Annotated in this window: 24 protein-coding genes; 8 read left to right on the forward strand and 16 right to left on the reverse strand. The window is 60.6% G+C overall.

Annotation, left to right across the window (positions count from 1 at the left end; genetic code table 11):
- Positions 1-63 precede the first annotated feature (63 nt).
- The 5 genes from DLM45_RS08075 to hslV form a co-directional block, all read right to left on the reverse strand.
- Positions 64-795, reverse strand: a complete 732-nt coding sequence (locus DLM45_RS08075; protein ID WP_246317232.1) for a hypothetical protein — start codon at positions 793-795, stop codon at positions 64-66.
- A 72-nt stretch (positions 796-867) separates the two neighbouring features.
- The gene (gene rlmN / locus DLM45_RS08080) at positions 868-2,058 is read right to left on the reverse strand and encodes a dual-specificity RNA methyltransferase RlmN (RefSeq protein WP_181336642.1); all 1,191 of its coding nucleotides are present in this window, start codon (positions 2,056-2,058) and stop codon (positions 868-870) included.
- Positions 2,059-2,177: 119 nt separating this feature from the next.
- Positions 2,178-3,485, reverse strand: a complete 1,308-nt coding sequence (gene hslU, locus DLM45_RS08085; protein WP_181336643.1) for an ATP-dependent protease ATPase subunit HslU — start codon at positions 3,483-3,485, stop codon at positions 2,178-2,180.
- Positions 3,482-4,588, reverse strand: a complete 1,107-nt coding sequence (locus DLM45_RS08090) for a hypothetical protein (protein ID WP_181336644.1) — start codon at positions 4,586-4,588, stop codon at positions 3,482-3,484. The genes hslU and DLM45_RS08090 overlap by 4 nt, the downstream gene beginning before the upstream one ends.
- Before the next feature lie 59 nt (positions 4,589-4,647).
- Complete coding sequence (hslV, locus tag DLM45_RS08095) at positions 4,648-5,235, reverse strand: ATP-dependent protease subunit HslV (protein WP_181336645.1); 588 nt, start codon at positions 5,233-5,235, stop codon at positions 4,648-4,650.
- A gap of 182 nt (positions 5,236-5,417) precedes the next feature.
- Here hslV and hisB point away from each other — a divergent pair, with 182 nt between their 5' ends.
- From hisB to hisH, 3 genes are read left to right on the forward strand one after another with little or no spacing between them, the layout of a single operon-like run.
- Complete coding sequence (gene hisB, locus DLM45_RS08100) at positions 5,418-6,008, forward strand: imidazoleglycerol-phosphate dehydratase HisB (protein ID WP_181336646.1); 591 nt, start codon at positions 5,418-5,420, stop codon at positions 6,006-6,008.
- Positions 6,009-6,059: 51 nt separating this feature from the next.
- Complete coding sequence (locus DLM45_RS08105) at positions 6,060-6,536, forward strand: DUF2628 domain-containing protein (RefSeq protein WP_343062261.1); 477 nt, start codon at positions 6,060-6,062, stop codon at positions 6,534-6,536.
- 10 nt (positions 6,537-6,546) lie between these two features.
- The gene (hisH, locus tag DLM45_RS08110; RefSeq protein WP_181336648.1) at positions 6,547-7,200 is read left to right on the forward strand and encodes an imidazole glycerol phosphate synthase subunit HisH; all 654 of its coding nucleotides are present in this window, start codon (positions 6,547-6,549) and stop codon (positions 7,198-7,200) included.
- Positions 7,201-7,465: 265 nt separating this feature from the next.
- Here hisH and DLM45_RS08115 read toward each other — a convergent pair whose 3' ends face one another.
- The 3 genes from DLM45_RS08115 to DLM45_RS08125 all read right to left on the reverse strand — a co-directional run bounded on the left by DLM45_RS08115 (position 7,466) and on the right by DLM45_RS08125 (position 8,934).
- On the reverse strand, positions 7,466-7,822 hold the full coding sequence (locus tag DLM45_RS08115) for a hypothetical protein (protein ID WP_181336649.1): 357 nt from the start codon (positions 7,820-7,822) through the stop codon (positions 7,466-7,468).
- A 258-nt stretch (positions 7,823-8,080) separates the two neighbouring features.
- Positions 8,081-8,443: a hypothetical protein gene (locus DLM45_RS08120; protein WP_181336650.1), complete on the reverse strand. Its 363-nt coding sequence runs from the start codon at positions 8,441-8,443 to the stop codon at positions 8,081-8,083.
- A 176-nt stretch (positions 8,444-8,619) separates the two neighbouring features.
- Entirely contained in the window at positions 8,620-8,934 is a 315-nt protein-coding gene (locus tag DLM45_RS08125) for a hypothetical protein (protein WP_181336651.1), read from the reverse strand.
- Between the two features lie 299 nt (positions 8,935-9,233).
- Between DLM45_RS08125 and hisA the strand changes: the two genes are divergently transcribed.
- The 3 genes from hisA to DLM45_RS08140 are packed head-to-tail and all read left to right on the forward strand — an operon-like array spanning position 9,234 to position 11,809.
- On the forward strand, positions 9,234-9,959 hold the full coding sequence (gene hisA, locus DLM45_RS08130; protein WP_181336652.1) for a 1-(5-phosphoribosyl)-5-[(5-phosphoribosylamino)methylideneamino]imidazole-4-carboxamide isomerase: 726 nt from the start codon (positions 9,234-9,236) through the stop codon (positions 9,957-9,959).
- On the forward strand, positions 9,959-10,183 hold the full coding sequence (locus tag DLM45_RS08135) for a hypothetical protein (RefSeq protein ID WP_181336653.1): 225 nt from the start codon (positions 9,959-9,961) through the stop codon (positions 10,181-10,183). The genes hisA and DLM45_RS08135 overlap by 1 nt, the downstream gene beginning before the upstream one ends.
- 42 nt (positions 10,184-10,225) lie before the next feature.
- Entirely contained in the window at positions 10,226-11,809 is a 1,584-nt protein-coding gene (locus DLM45_RS08140) for a peptide chain release factor 3 (RefSeq protein ID WP_181338238.1), read from the forward strand.
- A 48-nt stretch (positions 11,810-11,857) separates the two neighbouring features.
- Here DLM45_RS08140 and DLM45_RS08145 read toward each other — a convergent pair whose 3' ends face one another.
- Positions 11,858-12,190 (reverse strand): hypothetical protein, encoded by a 333-nt coding sequence (locus DLM45_RS08145; protein WP_246317233.1) that lies wholly within the window; start codon positions 12,188-12,190, stop codon positions 11,858-11,860.
- A 145-nt stretch (positions 12,191-12,335) separates the two neighbouring features.
- Here DLM45_RS08145 and hisF point away from each other — a divergent pair, with 145 nt between their 5' ends.
- Positions 12,336-13,112: an imidazole glycerol phosphate synthase subunit HisF gene (hisF, locus tag DLM45_RS08150; protein ID WP_181336654.1), complete on the forward strand. Its 777-nt coding sequence runs from the start codon at positions 12,336-12,338 to the stop codon at positions 13,110-13,112.
- Position 13,113: 1 nt separating this feature from the next.
- On the opposite strand, the gene nth is transcribed toward hisF, so the two are convergent.
- On the reverse strand, positions 13,114-13,881 hold the full coding sequence (gene nth / locus DLM45_RS08155) for an endonuclease III (RefSeq protein ID WP_181336655.1): 768 nt from the start codon (positions 13,879-13,881) through the stop codon (positions 13,114-13,116).
- A gap of 72 nt (positions 13,882-13,953) precedes the next feature.
- On the opposite strand from nth, the gene DLM45_RS08160 reads away from it, so the two are divergent.
- A complete protein-coding gene (locus DLM45_RS08160; RefSeq protein ID WP_181336656.1) occupies positions 13,954-14,451 on the forward strand; it encodes a DUF2244 domain-containing protein in 498 nt (165 codons plus the stop codon).
- Positions 14,452-14,498: 47 nt separating this feature from the next.
- Here DLM45_RS08160 and DLM45_RS08165 read toward each other — a convergent pair whose 3' ends face one another.
- The 6 genes from DLM45_RS08165 to DLM45_RS08190 form a co-directional block, all read right to left on the reverse strand.
- Positions 14,499-14,711, reverse strand: coding sequence for a hypothetical protein (locus tag DLM45_RS08165; RefSeq protein WP_181336657.1), 213 nt, complete (start codon positions 14,709-14,711; stop codon positions 14,499-14,501).
- 17 nt (positions 14,712-14,728) lie between these two features.
- Positions 14,729-15,124 (reverse strand): VOC family protein, encoded by a 396-nt coding sequence (locus DLM45_RS08170; protein ID WP_181336658.1) that lies wholly within the window; start codon positions 15,122-15,124, stop codon positions 14,729-14,731.
- A gap of 19 nt (positions 15,125-15,143) precedes the next feature.
- Positions 15,144-15,752: a 3-isopropylmalate dehydratase small subunit gene (gene leuD / locus DLM45_RS08175; RefSeq protein ID WP_181336659.1), complete on the reverse strand. Its 609-nt coding sequence runs from the start codon at positions 15,750-15,752 to the stop codon at positions 15,144-15,146.
- A 16-nt stretch (positions 15,753-15,768) separates the two neighbouring features.
- Entirely contained in the window at positions 15,769-16,200 is a 432-nt protein-coding gene (locus DLM45_RS08180; protein WP_181336660.1) for a hypothetical protein, read from the reverse strand.
- An 84-nt stretch (positions 16,201-16,284) separates the two neighbouring features.
- Complete coding sequence (locus tag DLM45_RS08185; protein ID WP_181336661.1) at positions 16,285-16,833, reverse strand: hypothetical protein; 549 nt, start codon at positions 16,831-16,833, stop codon at positions 16,285-16,287.
- Positions 16,834-16,936: 103 nt separating this feature from the next.
- Positions 16,937-17,371 (reverse strand): metallopeptidase family protein, encoded by a 435-nt coding sequence (locus DLM45_RS08190; RefSeq protein WP_181336662.1) that lies wholly within the window; start codon positions 17,369-17,371, stop codon positions 16,937-16,939.
- Between the last annotated feature and the right edge of the window lie 46 nt (positions 17,372-17,417).

The following is a 17,417-nucleotide window of genomic DNA, read 5'->3' on the forward strand; positions in this document are numbered from 1 at the left end:
GATGGTTAATTGTTCGCACGCTGTAAATTTCTTGGGCGAGGGCACCAAGCGCGCGTCCGAAATTCAGGTCGCTTCGCGACGCTCGGCACCGGCTTCGTGTCTGCTTTCTTCGTCGTCTTCGGCCTTGGCCGAAGACGTAGCGTGCTGTGAAAGCTTGAGGCGATTCAGCAGGGATGCGGAGTTGAATGTCCGCTCTGTTGCGGGCTCAGGATCGGCGACGACGGGTTTGGTTTCAGCATCGCTCGCGTCGGCCATGCGGCTCGTAGTTCTGGAGTCGATCGGCACGATTTCAACCGGATCCGAGTTTCGCGCATCTTGCGGAGCGCGCCCTGCAAATTGACCAGCGGCGAGCCAATAGACGAATCCGCCGAAGAAGCCCGACGTCAGGAATGTCTTCAAAGCGTAGTTGTTCAGGATGGTCGGTTGGCCGGAAACTTCGCTCGAGTACTGGGCGAAAAAGCCGAGTGCGGAAATGGCGGCACCTGCGATCAGATAATAGGGTAGGCTGCGCACCGAGAGCCATTCCGCCATCGCCGCGATGATCAGCACGAATACGAAGGCGAACAGCGCAGTGTGCGTCGCCGTCAAAAGAGCGAGATCGAAGATTTCGCTTGCTGTTTGAGGTAGCCGATCGATCGGCTCGGCCAGAACGCCGATCGGCGTATTGACGAACAGAACCGTCACGAATCCGGCTGCGATGCAGGCAAGCACGAATCCAAATAGCACGCGCGCCAACGCCGCAAGGAACTTCAACACCGCGACCCCCGTACGCACGCGACCCCAAGACGGGGTCATTTAATGGGGGCTTCGGCCCGGTCTCAATAGGAATATAGGCAGCGTCGTGCGAGTGCAGATCGACTGTTGCCTTCAGGCCGGATCGGCATCGCGGCGTTCGCTTGCACGCAATTTGAGGCTTTCCGATCGTAGCTGACCGCAAGCTGCGAGAATATCGCGCCCACGCGGTGTGCGGACGGGGCTCGCGTAGCCTGCATGATTGACGACCTCGGCGAAGCGCTCGATCGTTTCCCAGTCCGAGCACTCGTAGCGTGTTGCGGGCCAAGGATTGAACGGGATCAGGTTGATCTTCGCCGGAATGCCTGCGAGCAGCTTCACGAGCGCGCGGGCTTCGGCCAGGCTGTCGTTCACGCCTTTCAGCATGACGTATTCGAACGTGATGCGGCGCGCGTTGGAGAGACCGGGGTAATTCCGGCAGGCGTCCATCAATTGTGCGATCGGGTATTTGCGATTGATCGGCACGAGTTCGTCGCGCAGCGCGTCATTGGTGGCGTGCAGCGAAATTGCGAGCATCGTGTCGGCTTCTTCGCCCCAACGAGGAATTTCGGGAACGACGCCAGACGTCGAAAGCGTGATGCGCCGCTTCGACAGCGACAGCCCTTCGCCGTCGGACGCGACTTCCATCGCGGCGCGCACGTTGTCGAAATTATAGAGCGGTTCGCCCATGCCCATCAGAACGACGTTGGTGATCTTGCGGTCGCTGTTGGGAAGCAGCCGCCCGTCGGCAGGGCCTGCCGCGCCCGGCCAATCGCCAATGCGGTCGCGCGCCAGCATGATCTGCGCAACGATCTCGGCCGCATCAAGATTGCGCACAAGGCGCTGGGTTCCGGTGTGGCAGAACGAGCAGGTGAGCGTGCAGCCGATCTGGCTCGAAATGCAAAGCGTGCCGCGGCCGCTTTCGGGGATGTAGACAGTTTCGATTTCCGGCGCTCGGGCTTCATGTCCGCGCTTCGCCAAGCGGAGCAGCCATTTGCGCGTACCGTCGATAGAGATCTGTTCGGACACGATCTCAGGGCGATCGAGCGTGTAGGCCGTCTTGAGGTGTGCGCGCAGATCTCTCGACACGTCGGTCATCTGATCGAAGTCGGTGACGCCGCGAACATAGATCCAGCTCCAGAGCTGGCCGACGCGCATGCGAAGCTGCTTTTCAGGCACGCCCGCGGCGGTGAGCGCGGCCTTCAGCCCGTCGCGCGTCAGCCCCGCCAGCGAGGGTTTCGCGGAGGCTGGCACGGCATCGAGATTGATGAGCGGCGCGGCGGTCATGACGGTCTAATGCTGTCCGGAATTTCAGGGTTCCAGCGTCTTCTATAACCGTTCGGGGATTGTGAATAGCTGGCGCATGGTCGCCGGGGGCGCGCTCGACGCCCCCGGAGCGCCCACGATTAGAGGATGAACCGGCTCAGATCGGCGTTTTTCGACAGTGCGCCGACGCGGTCTGTGACGTAGGCACGGTCGATAACCAAGGTTTGCCCGGTTCTGTCTGACGCCTCGAACGAGATGTCGTCCAGCACGCGTTCGAGGATCGTTTGCAGCCTGCGCGCTCCGATGTTCTCGACGGTTGAATTTACTTCGACGGCAGCATCCGCCAAAGCGTCGATGGCGTCCGGCGTGAACTCGAGTGTAAAGCCTTCCGTCGCCATCAGAGCGATGTACTGCTTGATAAGGCTCGCCTGGGGTTCGGTGAGAATGCGTTTCATGTCGTCACGCGTGAGAGCGCTTAACTCGACGCGGATCGGCAATCGCCCCTGCAGTTCGGGGAGCAAGTCCGACGGTTTGGCAACGTGAAATGCGCCCGACGCAATGAAGAGGATGTGGTCTGTTTTGACGGGGCCGTGCTTGGTCGTGACGGTGGTGCCCTCGATGAGAGGAAGCAGGTCGCGTTGCACGCCTTCGCGCGAGACGTCTGCGCCGCCGCGTGTGCCATCGCCGCGCGAGCAGATCTTGTCGAGTTCATCCAGGAACACGATGCCGTTGTTTTGAACGGCGGCAACCGCATCGGCCGTGATTTGCTCGTTGTCGATCAGCTTGTCGCTTTCGTCTGCGATCAGAATTTCATAGCTGTCCTTGACGGTCACGTGGCGCGGCTTGGTGCGCTGACCGAGGGCCTTGCCGAGCATTTCACCGATGTTGATCGAGGCCATCGACGCGCCGCCCGGCATATCGAACATCGGGATCTGCGGCGCCTGATCGGCGACGAGAATGTCGATTTCCTTGTCGTTCAGCTCATTGTTGCGCAGCTTTTTGCGGAAGCTTTCGCGCGTTGCCGGGGATGCGTTGCTGCCGACCAGCGCATCAATCACGCGTTCTTCGGCGACCTTCTCGGCGCGTGCACGTACGTCTTTTCGTTTCATGTCACGGACGAGCACGATGCCGACTTCGACGAGATCGCGGATGATGCTTTCGACGTCGCGGCCGACGTAGCCGACTTCGGTGAACTTGGTCGCCTCGATCTTGAGAAACGGTGCGCCTGCGAGCTTCGCCAGTCGTCGTGAGATTTCTGTTTTGCCGACGCCAGTCGGGCCGATCATCAGAATGTTTTTCGGCAGCACTTCGTCACGCAGATCGCCCGTCAACTGCTGGCGGCGCCAGCGGTTGCGGAGTGCGATTGCGACGGCGCGCTTGGCGTCGTTCTGGCCGACGATGTAGCGATCGAGTTCGGATACGATTTCACGCGGAGAAAAGTTGGTCATTGCCTTGCCGGTGGGAGATGACGGGCGAGCCCGGTGGATTGAAACAAGGAGAGGAGGCGCTTCCGGATCGGATGCCAGAAAACGCCAAGCAGCAGCACGAAGCCGCCAACGCAGGCGAGCGTCATTACAAACGACGACGGTATTCCAGTTGCGCTCTGGCTGATGTCGCCTCGGCTCAGAATGTCATAAACGGCGATCGTAAACGCGAACAGCGACGATACCAGGATCGCGCGCCGGTCAATCAGCAATGCGATGAGCCCGAGGATTAGAACGGTGAGCAGGACGGCGCCGGATGTGCTTGGTCCGTTGGTCGATTCCTTCACCATCGCGAGAACGGGCGAAACGATCATCGGGGCTGCAACGAGGTGCAGCCAGAACGCGCAATCGGAGAGGCGCGTGCGGCGCTCCTTGTCGTGTGAATCGTAGACAAGCGCGATGGCGAAGAGCGCGAGGCCGTAACCGAAGGCGAGTAGCGTCCAGCCGGTCGTGGCGGCGATGAGCCAGTTCAAGACGAAGTAACCAAAGCAGGCGATCAGCGCGAGCGCGAATGGCAGGCGGAAGCGGGCATAGTAAAGCGTGGCGGCAATCAGTGCAGGTGTCGCGAACAGCAGTGTCGGGTTTCGCCAGAATACCAGGTCGGAATAGAGGTCACGGTTCGCGTCGGCAAATATTTGCGCGTGATACTGGATCACGACGGCAGCGGCTGCGAAGACCGTGAACAGGACCGCGAGGACCATGCCGGGAAGCACGGCGCGTAGACGGCGAACGAGCAATTCACTCAAGAGCCAGAACGTCACCGCAGCAACCGCGACGATGCTCAGCGAGAAAGCCGGAGCGGCGGCGGAGAGAAACGCGCCGGCGACGAGCAGAACACCAATCGTCAGAAAGACGTCGTTGAAGCCATTCAGGAAGCGGAAGCGTTCTTCGTCGGCGAGCGCCGGCTCACCGTCGGGACCGATTTGCGTTGCCTCACGCGGGACGTTTGGATTGTTCGCGCGCAGGGCGCGTAACTTTTCGGCTTGAGCGGCATCGATAACCCCTGCGTCCACGGCCGCTTGCAGGTCGTCGGGCGTCGAGGCGCCGGGTGTTGAAGCGTTCGGCATCGTCATCCTTGAGGCAACGGAGCGAGGAGGGCCATCGTCATATCGTTCGGAGACTGAGGTTACGCTTGGGTTGGGTCGGATACGCTCGATTCCAGCGATTCAAGCACGAGGCTGGTGTTCGTGTAGACGCAGATTTCAGCGGCGATTGCCATGGCTTTCCTGGCGATCGCTTCGGCGTCGAGCGGTTGATCCAGGAGTGCGCGGGCGGCGGAAAGTGCATAGTTGCCGCCGGAGCCGATGCCCATGACATAGTTTTCCGGTTCGAGCACGTCGCCGGTGCCGGTCAGGACAAGCGTCGTGCTGGCGTCGGCAACGATCATCATGGCTTCGAGGCGGCGCAGGAAACGGTCCGTTCGCCAGTCCTTCGCGAGTTCGACGGCGGCGCGTGTGAGCTGTCCGGGATATTGCTCGAGCTTGCCTTCGAGGCGTTCGAACAGCGTGAACGCGTCGGCGGTTGCTCCCGCGAACCCGCCGATCACGTCACCCTTGCCGAGGCGGCGGACCTTTTTGGCGTTCGATTTGATGATCGTCTGGCCGAGGCTGACCTGACCGTCGCCCGCGATTACGACGCGCCCGCCCTTGCGGACGGTCAGGATCGTGGTGGCGTGCCAGGAGGCGTGGGAAGAATTTGGGCTGGTTTGGGTCATGTGTGCCGGTCAATTAAGGTTTTGCGGGCAAGATACAAGTCGTTCCCGGGTTTGTGCGGCTTTCGGGCCTTGAGGTCCAGCTTGGCGGGACGGGACGGTTCCTGATACATGCTCGGGTGCCGGTTCGGGCTTGCTTTAGCGCGACCCGGCAGGACGAATTGTGACGTGAGGCGGAGAGACTTGTGAAGCGCCAGGCGACGATAACGCGAAAGACTAAGGAGACTGAAATCTCCGCGACCGTTAATCTCGACGGAAACGGGGCTTACGACATCCAGACGGGTATCGGCTTTCTCGATCATATGCTTGAGCAACTCGCTCGCCATTCGTTGATCGACATCACGCTGCGCGCCAAGGGCGACCTGCACATCGATTTTCACCATACCGCCGAAGATACCGGCATCGTCATCGGGCAAGCGATCGCACAGGCGCTCGGCGACAAGGCGGGGATCGTGCGGTATGCGGACGTCCATTTGCCGATGGACGAGACGCTGACGCGCGTCGCGCTCGACGTGTCGGGGCGGCCGTTTCTGATCTGGAAGGCAGAGTTTTCTCGCCACAAGGTCGGGGAAATGGATACCGAACTCTTTCGCGAGTGGTTCCAGGCGTTTGCGCAGAACGCTGGGATTACGCTGCACGTCGAGAATCTCTACGGCGAGAACAATCACCATATAGCCGAGACTTGCTATAAGGGGCTGGCCCGGGCACTTCGGACGGCCATTTCGCTCGATCCGAGGCAGGCGGGGCGCATTCCTTCGACAAAGGGTTCGCTTTAGGCCCGCGTTTCGCAGACTGACAACACTTCGCTCCAGGAGCCAAAGCCCGTGGTGACCTATACCGTTCATGAGCCGTTGACGCCGGGTTCCGATCGCGTCGATCGCGGCGTTGAACTCGCGTTCATCAAAGACGGCTTTTCGTGGCTGACGGCGATTTGTCCGCCACTCGGTTTTCTGGCGAACGGACTTTGGCTGTTCGCCATCGGCTATTTCTTTTTGGCGGGTGTGCTCGCGTGGGCGCTCAGCGCGTGGAAAGTCGATCCGCAGGTGACGGGCTTGCTGTTTTTGGGGCTCAACTTCTATCTCGGGTTTGAAGTGTCCTCGCTGAAGCGGTGGATGCTGTCGCAAACGGGATGGCAGACGCTGGGCGTCGTGACCGGCAAGACAATTGCGGATTGCGAGCGCCGGTTCTTCGAGAGCTGGCTTCCGAATCAGCCGATCCTTTCGAACGAGCCGAGCAACACTCGCGCCGCCGACACAGCTCCTCGACGCGGCTCGCGGTTCTGGCCGTTCGGAGCGCGCGGCTAAGCTGAAATCCATGCAGAACGTCGTCATCATCGATTATGGCTCGGGCAATCTCCACTCGGCGGCGAAGGCCTTCGAGAGCGCGGCGCGCGAGAGCGAGATCGCTTCCAACATCGTCGTCAGTTCGCGTGCGGAGGACGTGCTGCGGGCTGATCGCGTCGTGCTTCCCGGCGTCGGTGCTTACGCCGACTGCAAGCGCGGGCTGGAGCGCGTTCCCGGGATGATCGCGGCGCTCGAAGAAACTGTACGCCAAAACGGACGGCCTTTTCTGGGCATTTGCGTCGGTATGCAGCTGTTGAGTGAACGAGGGCGCGAATTCGCGGTCACTGACGGGCTCGGTTGGATTAAGGGTGAGGTTCGGGCGATCGAGCCCTCAGATCCCGCGCTCAAGATTCCGCATATGGGATGGAACACGCTCGCGGTTGAGCACGAGCACGCGCTGCTTGATGGCATCCCTACAGGGCGCGACGGCTGGCACGCGTATTTCGTGCATTCGTTCCAACTCGCGCCAACCGACCGGCGCGTGGTGGTGGCGGATACGGATTACGGTGGGGCGATCACGGCGCTCGTTGCGGATGGCAACATCGCGGGCACTCAGTTTCACCCCGAGAAGAGCCAGAAGCTCGGGCTGAAGTTGATCGCGAATTTTCTGAACTGGAAGCCGTAAGCAAGCGCTTCTTTCGCGCGGTAGGGGCTAGCCAAACAATTCCGGGATGCGAAGAGCGTGCGCGTGGCGGGCGCATCAGAGGCGCCTCGGCAGTTTTATTTTCTGTTCAATCATCGAGCCTATTCGAGCGAGCGTTATATCGACTCGCTCCAACGGCAACGCGTGGGCTCAAGCCGGGCCGTGCTGATCCGGCTTCGGCTTGAGCTTGGCGTTTGGCGCTGGCGAACCCACTCCGCAGAGCCGGCCGCCAGCGCGGGGTGCCTATCTATGTCGCCGGGCGGGCGACGGCTTGCACAGCAGATTGAAAGACAGACCAGACGCCACGCGGCATCTGCCAGTTGACGACGGGCTCGTCATCTTCGAGGCGGCCCTGCAGCCACTTCAGTCGCGAGGCGACCGCGGCGTCGGTGCGGCCGAGCTCGTGGACACCGAGTTCGTCGGGGGAATCAAACAGGATCGCGAGGCGACGCTTGATCTGATCGGCACCGAGCCACGTCCGGATGTACCAGACGCCGGGGCTTACGGGAGCGTACTCGGCGGCGATGTAGGGAAGCGAGAACGAAACGGCCCAGGTGTCCTGATCGGCGGTTCGTGGGGTGTGATGGATGAGGAAGGTTTTCATGCCGGCATTCCGGAGCGTTGGGGGGCTTTTTGGGGGAGCGGGGTACGCAAGAACGCAACAGCTACAGACTTCTGACGTGATGGTCCGGAGCCGAGGCTACGGAGAAGCGAGAAAGTGGGAGCCCGGAACCGGGGGGCGGAACTCCGGGCTCCCCGGGACTGGGTCTTTGAGCGGGACGAACCCGGTGGGAACGGAAGGGGGAGAAGCTCGCCCCGCCCAAAGACCAGAACACTCTTGAGCGCGTACAGCGAGGCTTTCTCAGACGGCCTCTGCGAACGGCAATTCCGGCTCGACAGGTTCCGGCATCGGCGGCGCGGGGAACGCGATCACATTACCATCGGGCGCGAGGTCAAACGCTGCGCGGCGCTGGCGGAACCAGCGGAGAGACGTATTCGTCAGAACGGCGTCGCGCTTCGTTGCCTGGATCAGCAAGCCATCGTCTTCCGAGAGCAACTCGCGGAGTTCGGCTTCGAGATCGGTTTCATCGCGATCGGAGGCGACGTACCAGGTGTTGACGAGAGGGCGGGCCCACTTGTCGCCGAGGCCCATGATCACTTGCGCGAGCACGTGCTGATTGCGGTTCGGCTTGGCGAGATCGTACGAGATGAGATAGGTGCGCATCGGGGGTCTCCTAGTCACGAGGGGGAGGGTCGTTACGCAACTCTGACCCGTGATTGGGCTCTTTTGGGGCGCCCGGAACATAGGAAGAACATGACACGACTCAGGGGCGTTGTCTAGTGAATGTTCTAAAAATGTTCTTGTGAAGTTCTTAACGCAGTGGTAGAGCCAAGCTGCCGTTAGGCCTCGGAAAACAGGCTCAATTGGTCGGGGTGCGGGCTCAGCGGGATGCGGCGATGCGGGCCGGGATCGAAGCGCGGTTCCAGGCCAGGGAAACGTGCGGAGAACTCGATCAGCGCGCGCCTGCGGCTGCCGGGAAAGCGCGATTCTTCCCAGATCTCATAGAGACGGCGCGGATCGCACGCGTAGCGGCGCTGCAGATCGACGGGGCGGATGCGGAGCCAGCGGGCGATCCAGATATCGACAGCGTCGTCTTCGGTTAATGAGCGACGCGCAATCGCGGGCGGCGGGCTATCGAGAAATATGGTGGCCATACGCGGAACTCAGTCTTTTTCGCGGGCTGCGGGCAACGAGATGCGGCCGGATCAGCTTCGATTCGGCGCGCCCGTCGTGCTCGGACCTTGACGGATGCGCCGAAGCGCTATTGATCGCCCCTGAAGATAGCAAACTGATGGCCGTTTGTTCTCCTTTTCGGAAAAGGTGGCCGTGACCGGACGAGGCAAGGGTCACACCCCTCACCGGGCCCTCGCCAAAGTGAAGAGGGTGAGCCGACGCGGCCAAGGCCTTTCTGTTTTGGAAAGCGCAAGGCAAGCACAGCGTATTTGAGGACCAATTGATCTTATTTCCTGCGATTGATTTGAAGGATGGGCAGTGCGTCAGGCTGAAGCTCGGTGAGATGGACGCGGCCACCGTGTTCAATGACGACCCGGCGGCGCAGGCGGCTTCGTTCGAAGCTCAAGGCTTCAAATATCTGCACATCGTCGATCTCAATGGGGCGTTCGCCGGAAAGCCGGTCAATGCCACCGCCGTCGAGGCGATCCTCAAAGCCATTTCGATGCCCGCACAGCTCGGCGGCGGCATTCGCGATCTGGCGACGGTGGAAAGCTGGCTCGAAAAGGGTATTCGCCGGGTGATCCTTGGCACCATCGCCGTGCGCGATCCGGCGCTTGTGAAGGAGGCCGCGCGGCGGTTTCCGGGTCAGGTCGCAGTCGGCATCGATGCGAAGGGCGGCAAGGTCGCGGTCGAAGGCTGGGCCGAGACGTCGGAGCTCACAGCGATCGAGCTTGCGAAGCGCTTCGAGGATGCTGGCGTCGCCGCCATCATTTATACCGACATCGAGCGCGACGGCGTGCTGAAGGGCTTGAACCTTCCGGCGACGGCCGAGTTGGCGCGGGCGACGCGAATACCGGTCATTGCGTCTGGCGGGCTTGCGTCCATCGACGATGTGCGCGAGCTGATGCGTCCCGAATATGCGATGCTTGAAGGCGCCATTACCGGGCGTGCTCTTTATGACGGGCGTATCGACCCCAAAGCGGCGCTCGAACTTTTGGAGGCGTGATGAACATCGGCGACATGGTTCGCGTAGAGCGCGTTCCGGATGGATTGCCGCCAGATGACAAGCATCTTGCGGCGTTGTTTCAAGGCTGCGTCGGCCGCACGTTTCCGATCATCAATTTCGATGGTGATCTGGTCGAGCTGCACGTCGGCGAAGTTTTCGGCAAACCTGCCAAACAGCATCAAATCTGGCTCGCACCGAGCCAACTGACTCTCATCGAGGCCTGACATTTGAATTCGACGCTGCAAGCTGCTCCGGCCGAGCCCGGCATGCCGCCCGAGATTGCGCGACGGCGCACGTTCGCGATCATTTCGCATCCGGATGCCGGTAAGACGACGCTGACCGAAAAGCTTCTGCTGTTCGGTGGCGCTATTCAGATGGCCGGGGCGGTGAAGGCGCGCGGCGAGCGCCGGCGCACGCGCTCGGATTGGATGCAGATCGAGCAGCAGCGCGGCATCTCCGTGACGTCTTCGGTGATGACGTTCGAGCGCAATGGCATCGTCTTCAACCTGCTCGACACGCCGGGCCACTCCGATTTCAGCGAAGATACCTATCGCACGTTGTCGGCTGTCGACGCGGCTGTGATGGTGATGGACGCGGCGAAGGGCATCGAAGCGCAGACGCGCAAGCTGTTCGAAGTTTGCCGCTTGCGCGATATTCCGATCATCACGTTCATCAACAAGATCGACCGCGAGGCGGAAGATCCGCTGACGTTGTTGGATCAGATTGCGGCTGACCTTGCGCTCGACCTCGTGCCGATGGCGTGGCCGGTTGGGATGGGTACCGATTTTCGCGGTGTGCTCGATCTGGTCGGCAAACGCTTGCTGATGCCGGAGAGCAAAGAGCGCGGCGCTCCGTATGGCCGGGTCGTAGCGCTCGATTCGCTCGAAGATATTCGCAAGATCGAAGGGATCGACGAGCGCATCGCGGACCGCACGCTCGAAGGCGTTGAGCTGGCGCAGGGTGCGTTGCCGACGTTCGATCTCGAAGCGTTCCGCGAAGGGCATCTGTCGCCGGTCTTTTTCGGAAGCGCACTCAAGAATTTCGGAGTCGAGCAATTGCTCGATGCGCTCGGTGCGTGGGCTCCGAGCCCGTTGCCGCGAAAGGCGACGCAGCGGACTGTCAACGCCAGTGAAGATCAGGTGACGGGCTTCGTGTTCAAGGTCCAAGCCAACATGGACCCGAACCACCGTGACCGCGTCGCGTTTGTGCGGCTGTGCTCGGGCAAGTTCCGGCGCGGCATGCGACTGCTTCACGTGCGCGATAACAAAGCGATGACGGTGTCTTCGCCGACGTTCTTTTTTGGTCAAGGGCGCGAGACGGCGGACGAAGCCTATGCGGGCGACATCATCGGCGTGCCGAATCACGGAACGCTGCGAGTCGGCGATACGCTGACGGAAAAAGAGAGCCTGAAATTTACTGGCATTCCGAACTTCGCGCCCGAGCTTTTGCGCCGCGTTGTCATTGCGGATGCGATGAAAGCGAAGCAGCTCAACCGCGCGCTGGACGACCTCGCGGAAGAAGGCATCGTTCAGGTGTTCACACCGATCGCGGGCGGGCGGCAGATTCTCGGAGTTGTCGGGCAACTGCAGTTCGAAGTGCTGCAGTCGCGTGTCTCAGTCGAATACGGCGTGCCGGTGATGCTTGAACAATCGCCATTCGAACTTGCGCGCTGGGTTTCGGCCGACGATCCGGCAAAGCTTGACGCGTTCATCAATGCGCATCGCGGCGAGATTGCACGTGACCGTGACGACGCGCTGGTGTTCCTGGCGGAGAGCGCGTGGATGCTGAAGTATAAAAGCGAGAAGTTCCCGGATATCAAATTCGCCGCACTCAGGGAGCGCGGCGAATAAGGTTTCCGTCATGATCGCTTGCCGTATCCGGCCGTGCGTCAGATGCGCCTACACCGAAGCGGAAGGCTTACGCGGAGTTGGGTCGTTGAATTTGTGTTCGATGGATTCGAGCCACCGGTGCAGCGACTTTTCGAGCGCGTCCGTTTGCGCCGATGCTTTGCTATGGTGAAGCTCTGTTACCGTCGCTACGCCGTCGAGTGATCCGCGGATTGCGTCGTGCTCTGCTACAAGCTCCGTTAACGCATCGGAATGGTCGCCGATAGCGCCGTGAGCCTCAAGCTGGGTCCGCGCCTGCGCAATACGATCTTGCAGAGACGCCAAACGCGCGCGGAGGTTTAGAGGTGCGAATTCGTCGCCCATCGAGAGAATTTCCTTGTGCAATAGCAACTCCAAAGTTTGCGCAATTCCGCAAAACACACAAACTCTGAGTTGAAGAAAGAGTTCCAGTTGGTGTTGGTTTATAAGATACCCCGCTGATGAGCATCATACCTCTGTTCGCGCCCGCGGTTTAGGAAAATAAAAGCCTATGCTGAAAGTTCGGATCATTCCCTGCCTCGACGTTAAGGACGGTCGCGTCGTGAAAGGCGTGAATTTCGTTGATCTTATCGATGCGGGCGACCCAGTCGAAGCTGCCGCAGCCTATGATGCGGCAGGTGCAGACGAGCTTTGCTTCCTCGACATCACTGCGAGCCACGAGAACCGCGATACGATTTTCGATGTGGTGGAGCGGACAGCGAACCGCTGCTTCATGCCTCTAACCGTTGGCGGCGGCGTCCGGACCGTCGAAGACATCCGCAAGCTGCTCGAGGCGGGCGCGGACAAAGTTTCGATCAACACGGCGGCCGTCAACAATCCAGAGTTCGTCAAAGAAGCGAGTGAGAAGTTTGGTACGCAGTGCATCGTCGTTGCTATCGACGCCAAAAAAGTCTCGGCTGACGGCGAGACGGCGCGCTGGGAAATTTTCACACACGGCGGACGCAAGCCGACGGGCATCAACGCGGTCGACTTTGCGCGCCAGGTTGCGTCTCTCGGTGCCGGCGAAATTCTGCTGACGTCGATGGACCGGGATGGCACCAAGGCGGGCTTCGACGTTGCGCTAACGCGTGCCGTTGCAGACGCTGTTCCGATTCCCGTGATCGCCTCGGGGGGTGTTGGCACGCTCGATCATCTCGTGGCGGGAGTACGAGATGGACACGCGAGCGCGGTGCTGGCGGCCTCGATCTTCCATTTCGGAACGTATTCGATCCCCGAAGCCAAGGCGCATCTCGCGAAGGCAGGTTTGGCGGTGCGGCTCGATTCCTGAATTAGGCTGTGGCCGCCGGTGCGGGCGTCTTGTCGGGAAAGCGGCAGATGTCTGCGATCAGGCAGCGCCAGCATTCGGGTTTGCGCGCCTTGCAGAGATAGCGGCCATGCAGAATCAGCCAATGGTGCGCGTGCATCGCATAGTCTGCCGGAATGATGCGAACGAGGTCTTCCTCGACGGCCAGTGGCGTTGCGCCTCGCGATAGGCCGATACGATTGGAGACGCGAAAGACGTGCGTGTCGACCGCCATCGTTGGATGCCCGAAGGCGATGTTCATCACGACGTTCGCCGTCTTGCGGCCGACGCCCGGAAGGGTTTCCAGAATGTCTCGATCGTCCGGCACCGTGCTGTCGAATTCCTCGACGAGGCGCTGGGAGAGGGCGATGACGTTCTTCGCCTTGGTGCGATAGAGTCCGATCGTCTTGATGTAGTCGCGGAGGCTCTCTTCGCCGAGCGCGAACATGGCGGCAGGCGTCGGTGCAACTTCAAACAGAGCGCGCGTGGCTTTGTTAACGCCTGCGTCCGTTGCCTGCGCCGAGAGGACAACGGCAACCAGCAGCGTAAACGAATTGATGTGTTCCAGTTCGCCCTTGGGTTCCGGGTTTTCCGAATGGAAGCGGCGAAAGATTTCGCGGATTTCGGACGCGCTGAGAGGAGAGCGGCCCCGCTTGCCCGATTTTGCGGCAGAAGGTGCGGGCTTTCCCGTATTGTCTTTTGCCTTGGAACCGGAGAAGTTCCGCTGACGTATTGGTTCGGCGGCCTTGGCCATTCGCTTTCATCCGGTACGGCGTCGGGAACTCGACGCACTATGGCTGTATCCTAGATTCAAAGAAACGCTCTCATGACGAACGAGTCTTTTGAACAGAGATCCGAGCGCGAAAGGCGGTTCGTGCTGCATCCGCATAGATCCCTGTCGCCGACGGGATTTCTCATTCTTATGAGTTTCATCGGCGCGGTGTGCTTTAGCATGGGTCTCGTTTTCTTTCTGCTTGGCGCTTGGCCGATTGTGGGCTTTTGCGGCCTTGATGTGCTGCTGGTCTATCTCGCCTTCCGGCTGAATTATCGTGCGGGCCGTATCTACGAGACCATTTCATTGACGCGGGAGAAACTCATTCTAACGCGTGTGCATCCGTCGGGCCGGCAGGAGACGTTTGGCTTCAACCCGTATTGGGCGCGTGTGCGCTGCACGACGGATCGGCCGGACGGGAGAACGTCTCTTCGGCTCATGGAGCGGGGGAAAGCGGTGTTGTTCGGTCAGTTCCTGACGGATGACGAGCGGCGCGAGTTTGCCGATGCTTTGTCCGGTGCGCTGGTGACGACACGAGGCGCTGTATTCTGACGTGTGCCCGTGAGTTCCGTCCATGGAGCTTGGCACCAATGCGCGCGCTAGTCCGAAAGCATCGTCAGCGCGGCGCGACGATCGCCCGGCTTCAGCTTTAGAAACTCCTTGCGCGCAGCCTTGATGTCTTTGTCGCTGCCGGTTTCGGACGCGGTTTTCAACGCCTTGGTCGCGGCATGCGTGGCGCCGACGATGAACGACAGCGCGCCGGAGAGACGGCCGAGCATCGCCGCGTCAAACTTAAAGTCGTCGTCCGCCATCGCTATTGATCTTCCTGTTACTGGAACCGGCCGCCGCGTTCGAGGACTTCGATTTTGTAGCCGTCCGGATCGTCGATGAAGAAGAATTTGCCGAACGGCTTGCCGTCGTGGCTCATCGATTTGATGTCTTTCGGCTGGTAGCCCGCGGCGACGATGCGGGCGCGCTCGGCCTCCAGATCATCGACGACGAACGCGATGTGGCCGTAACCGTTGCCAAGGTCGTAGGCGTCGGTGCGGCCCTTGTTGACGGTGAGCTCGAGTTCGAAATCGTTCTCGGCGTTCTTCAGATAGATGAGGGTGAAGTCCGGCCAGTCGCGGCGCTCGGAGATTTTGAGGCCGAAGCAGTCTTCGTAGAATTTCACCGAGCGCGCTTCGTCGAGAACGCGCACCATCATGTGAATTGCTTTTGCCATGCTTCTTCTCCGTCTCGGCTTAAAGCCAGGGGCGCTCCGAGGCGGTAGACGATTCAAACGATGAGATCGCCTTACCCTTTTCGAGCGTCAGTCCGATGTTATCCAGGCCGTTCAGCAAGCAGTGCTTGCGGAAGGGATCGATATCGAAACGGACAACGCCGCCATCGGGGCCGCGAATTTCCTGCGCTTCGAGATCGATCGTGATCGTCGCGTTGGCGCCGCGCGAGGCGTCATCCAACAGCTTGTCGACGTCGCTCTGCTGCAGTCGGATCGGCAGAATGCCATTCTGGAAACAGTTGTTGTAGAAAATGTCGGCGAAGTCGGTTGCGATTACGCATCGGATGCCGAAGTCGAGCAGGGCCCAGGGCGCGTGCTCACGCGAGGAGCCGCAGCCGAAGTTGTCGCCGGTCACGAGGATCGTGGCGTTGCGGTACTGCGGTTTGTTCAGCACGAAGTCCGGCAGTTCTTCGCCCGTCGCGGGGTCGTATCGCATTTCGTAGAACAGCGATTTTCCGAGGCCTGTGCGTTTGATCGTTTTCAGGAACTGCTTCGGAATAATCATGTCGGTATCGACATTGCGGATCGGCATCGGGGCGGCGACGCCTGTCAAAACCGTGAATTTTTCCATCGTCGTCTCCTGTCGTTCAAATGCGTAACGTATCGGCGAGGGCGCGGAAATAGCCCTCCGCCGCCGTCAGCCGCCGGGCGTGCCGGAAAGCGCCCACCTCCCGGATCGCCTTTTCGAGGTCGAAAGGTTCCAGGTGTTCCAGGCGCCGTTTAATGCCCGCGCGCTTCCTGCCGTCAAGCTGGTCTTCGAGCGCGCTCATGATGGTTTCTACATAGCCTGAAACCCGGCCAAGTTCACGTGCGGCGGAGAGGATCGCCGAGCGGTCGCCTGGGGAGGTTTCGAGCGTGCCGAGCGCGGCTGCGGCACGGGCAAGGGTTGCTGCGATTTCCTCGGCGTAAAGGGCGACCTTCTCTCGTCCCTGCCGGTCGAGGCGCGCGAGCTCCGCCAGCCAGCGGTGGACCGTTTGGGCAAGTTCAGACAGGCGCTGGACGTAGTGAGCGAACCGCATCGAAAAAGCCCCAGGCAAACAACCACAAGACTTTAACGCCGCGCATCAGGGCGGGGATAAGTAATGCCGGCAACCGTCGTTGCGTTAACGGATGCTTGGGTCCGCGAAGCATTTGCGCATGTAATCGCAGCGGTAGGAGCCGGAAAAGTGCATCGCGTCACCTTTCGCTGGGGCGATGAACGAGCAGACTTCTTCCAGCCCTTCCTGAGTCAGCCAGCCGTAGCGGCGTCCGCGTTGCACGGCGAAACAGTCTGCGGTTTGCTCGTCCGGACCGCGAAACTGGTGGCCGCATTCGTGCGCGTAAATCCACATTTTGACGGGCGTCGAGACCTTGGCGAGGTACTTCGGGTTCATGATGATGAAGCCCGGGTAGGCGGCGCCATAGTCGTCGAGCTTGCTGTCCACCACGGTCGGTCGGTGTCCGCACTGCGGCCGATGTCCATCGAGAACGAATTCGCCCTTCTGCAGGATGCGACTGTCTCCGCCCGCGGTCGCGACATACTGCTCAGGCGTCGGGACGCCGTCCTTCGGTGCGTTCAAGTCTTGTGCAACTGCGGCAACAGTCACCGCGAGCGTCAGCGCAAGACCCGCACCGATACGCCGTGCGATCCGGCCAGAGAACCGTATTGTCATCCCGCTTCCACTTCAGAAAAACGCCCCGTACCGAACAGGCCCCTACAACATGGCGTGAAACCTGTTTCGGCTCAACTCTACCGGACTTGTAACTTCAATGAGGTTAAGCGTCTGTGGCGCCCGTGCCCTCAGATGCTGCCAGTTCTTCTATGGCTTCCATATCCTCATCGGAAAAGCCGAAATGGTGGCCGATCTCGTGAATGAGCACATGGGCGACGAGATGTCCGAGCTCTTCCTCGCCTGAAGCCCATTCGTCGAGGATAGGGCGACGGTAGAGGAATACCATTTCGGGCTCGCGCGCCACGTCCGACAGGCTTTGCCGGTCCAGGCTGACACCCTGGTACAGACCCGTCAGTTCGAACTGATCTTCAATACCCAGGCTTTCGAGCACCTCGGTCGTTGCAAATTCCTCGACGCGAATCACGACGTCATTCGCCAATTCGCGGAATTCCGCTGGAAGACTCTCCCAGGCCGTGGCGACGAGTATTTCGAAATCCGCGAGCGACGGCGATTTGGCGTGCATCCATTGTGCAGACATTGGGTGGAACTCCAAATTGGCGGCGCGGAAAGACAGTCGTGTCATT

It is taken from the genome of Hyphomicrobium methylovorum (genome assembly GCF_013626205.1).
GTDB lineage: Bacteria > Pseudomonadota > Alphaproteobacteria > Rhizobiales > Hyphomicrobiaceae > Hyphomicrobium_B > Hyphomicrobium_B methylovorum.

Excerpts from the sequence above, each read along its gene's own strand:
- DLM45_RS08075 (WP_246317232.1), bottom strand. The coding sequence starts at position 795 with ATGACCCCGTCTTGGGGTCGCGTGCGTACGGGGGTCGCGGTGTTGAAG.
- rlmN (WP_181336642.1), bottom strand. The coding sequence starts at position 2,058 with ATGACCGCCGCGCCGCTCATCAATCTCGATGCCGTGCCAGCCTCCGCG.
- hslU (WP_181336643.1), bottom strand. The coding sequence starts at position 3,485 with ATGACCAACTTTTCTCCGCGTGAAATCGTATCCGAACTCGATCGCTAC.
- DLM45_RS08090 (WP_181336644.1), bottom strand. The coding sequence starts at position 4,588 with ATGCCGAACGCTTCAACACCCGGCGCCTCGACGCCCGACGACCTGCAA.
- hslV (WP_181336645.1), bottom strand. The coding sequence starts at position 5,235 with ATGACCCAAACCAGCCCAAATTCTTCCCACGCCTCCTGGCACGCCACC.
- hisH (WP_181336648.1), top strand. The coding sequence starts at position 6,547 with ATGCAGAACGTCGTCATCATCGATTATGGCTCGGGCAATCTCCACTCG.
- DLM45_RS08115 (WP_181336649.1), bottom strand. The coding sequence starts at position 7,822 with ATGAAAACCTTCCTCATCCATCACACCCCACGAACCGCCGATCAGGAC.
- DLM45_RS08120 (WP_181336650.1), bottom strand. The coding sequence starts at position 8,443 with ATGCGCACCTATCTCATCTCGTACGATCTCGCCAAGCCGAACCGCAAT.
- DLM45_RS08125 (WP_181336651.1), bottom strand. The coding sequence starts at position 8,934 with ATGGCCACCATATTTCTCGATAGCCCGCCGCCCGCGATTGCGCGTCGC.
- DLM45_RS08135 (WP_181336653.1), top strand. The coding sequence starts at position 9,959 with ATGAACATCGGCGACATGGTTCGCGTAGAGCGCGTTCCGGATGGATTG.
- DLM45_RS08140 (WP_181338238.1), top strand. The coding sequence starts at position 10,226 with ATGCCGCCCGAGATTGCGCGACGGCGCACGTTCGCGATCATTTCGCAT.
- hisF (WP_181336654.1), top strand. The coding sequence starts at position 12,336 with ATGCTGAAAGTTCGGATCATTCCCTGCCTCGACGTTAAGGACGGTCGC.
- nth (WP_181336655.1), bottom strand. The coding sequence starts at position 13,881 with ATGGCCAAGGCCGCCGAACCAATACGTCAGCGGAACTTCTCCGGTTCC.
- DLM45_RS08160 (WP_181336656.1), top strand. The coding sequence starts at position 13,954 with ATGACGAACGAGTCTTTTGAACAGAGATCCGAGCGCGAAAGGCGGTTC.
- DLM45_RS08165 (WP_181336657.1), bottom strand. The coding sequence starts at position 14,711 with ATGGCGGACGACGACTTTAAGTTTGACGCGGCGATGCTCGGCCGTCTC.
- DLM45_RS08170 (WP_181336658.1), bottom strand. The coding sequence starts at position 15,124 with ATGGCAAAAGCAATTCACATGATGGTGCGCGTTCTCGACGAAGCGCGC.
- leuD (WP_181336659.1), bottom strand. The coding sequence starts at position 15,752 with ATGGAAAAATTCACGGTTTTGACAGGCGTCGCCGCCCCGATGCCGATC.
- DLM45_RS08180 (WP_181336660.1), bottom strand. The coding sequence starts at position 16,200 with ATGCGGTTCGCTCACTACGTCCAGCGCCTGTCTGAACTTGCCCAAACG.
- DLM45_RS08185 (WP_181336661.1), bottom strand. The coding sequence starts at position 16,833 with ATGACAATACGGTTCTCTGGCCGGATCGCACGGCGTATCGGTGCGGGT.
- DLM45_RS08190 (WP_181336662.1), bottom strand. The coding sequence starts at position 17,371 with ATGTCTGCACAATGGATGCACGCCAAATCGCCGTCGCTCGCGGATTTC.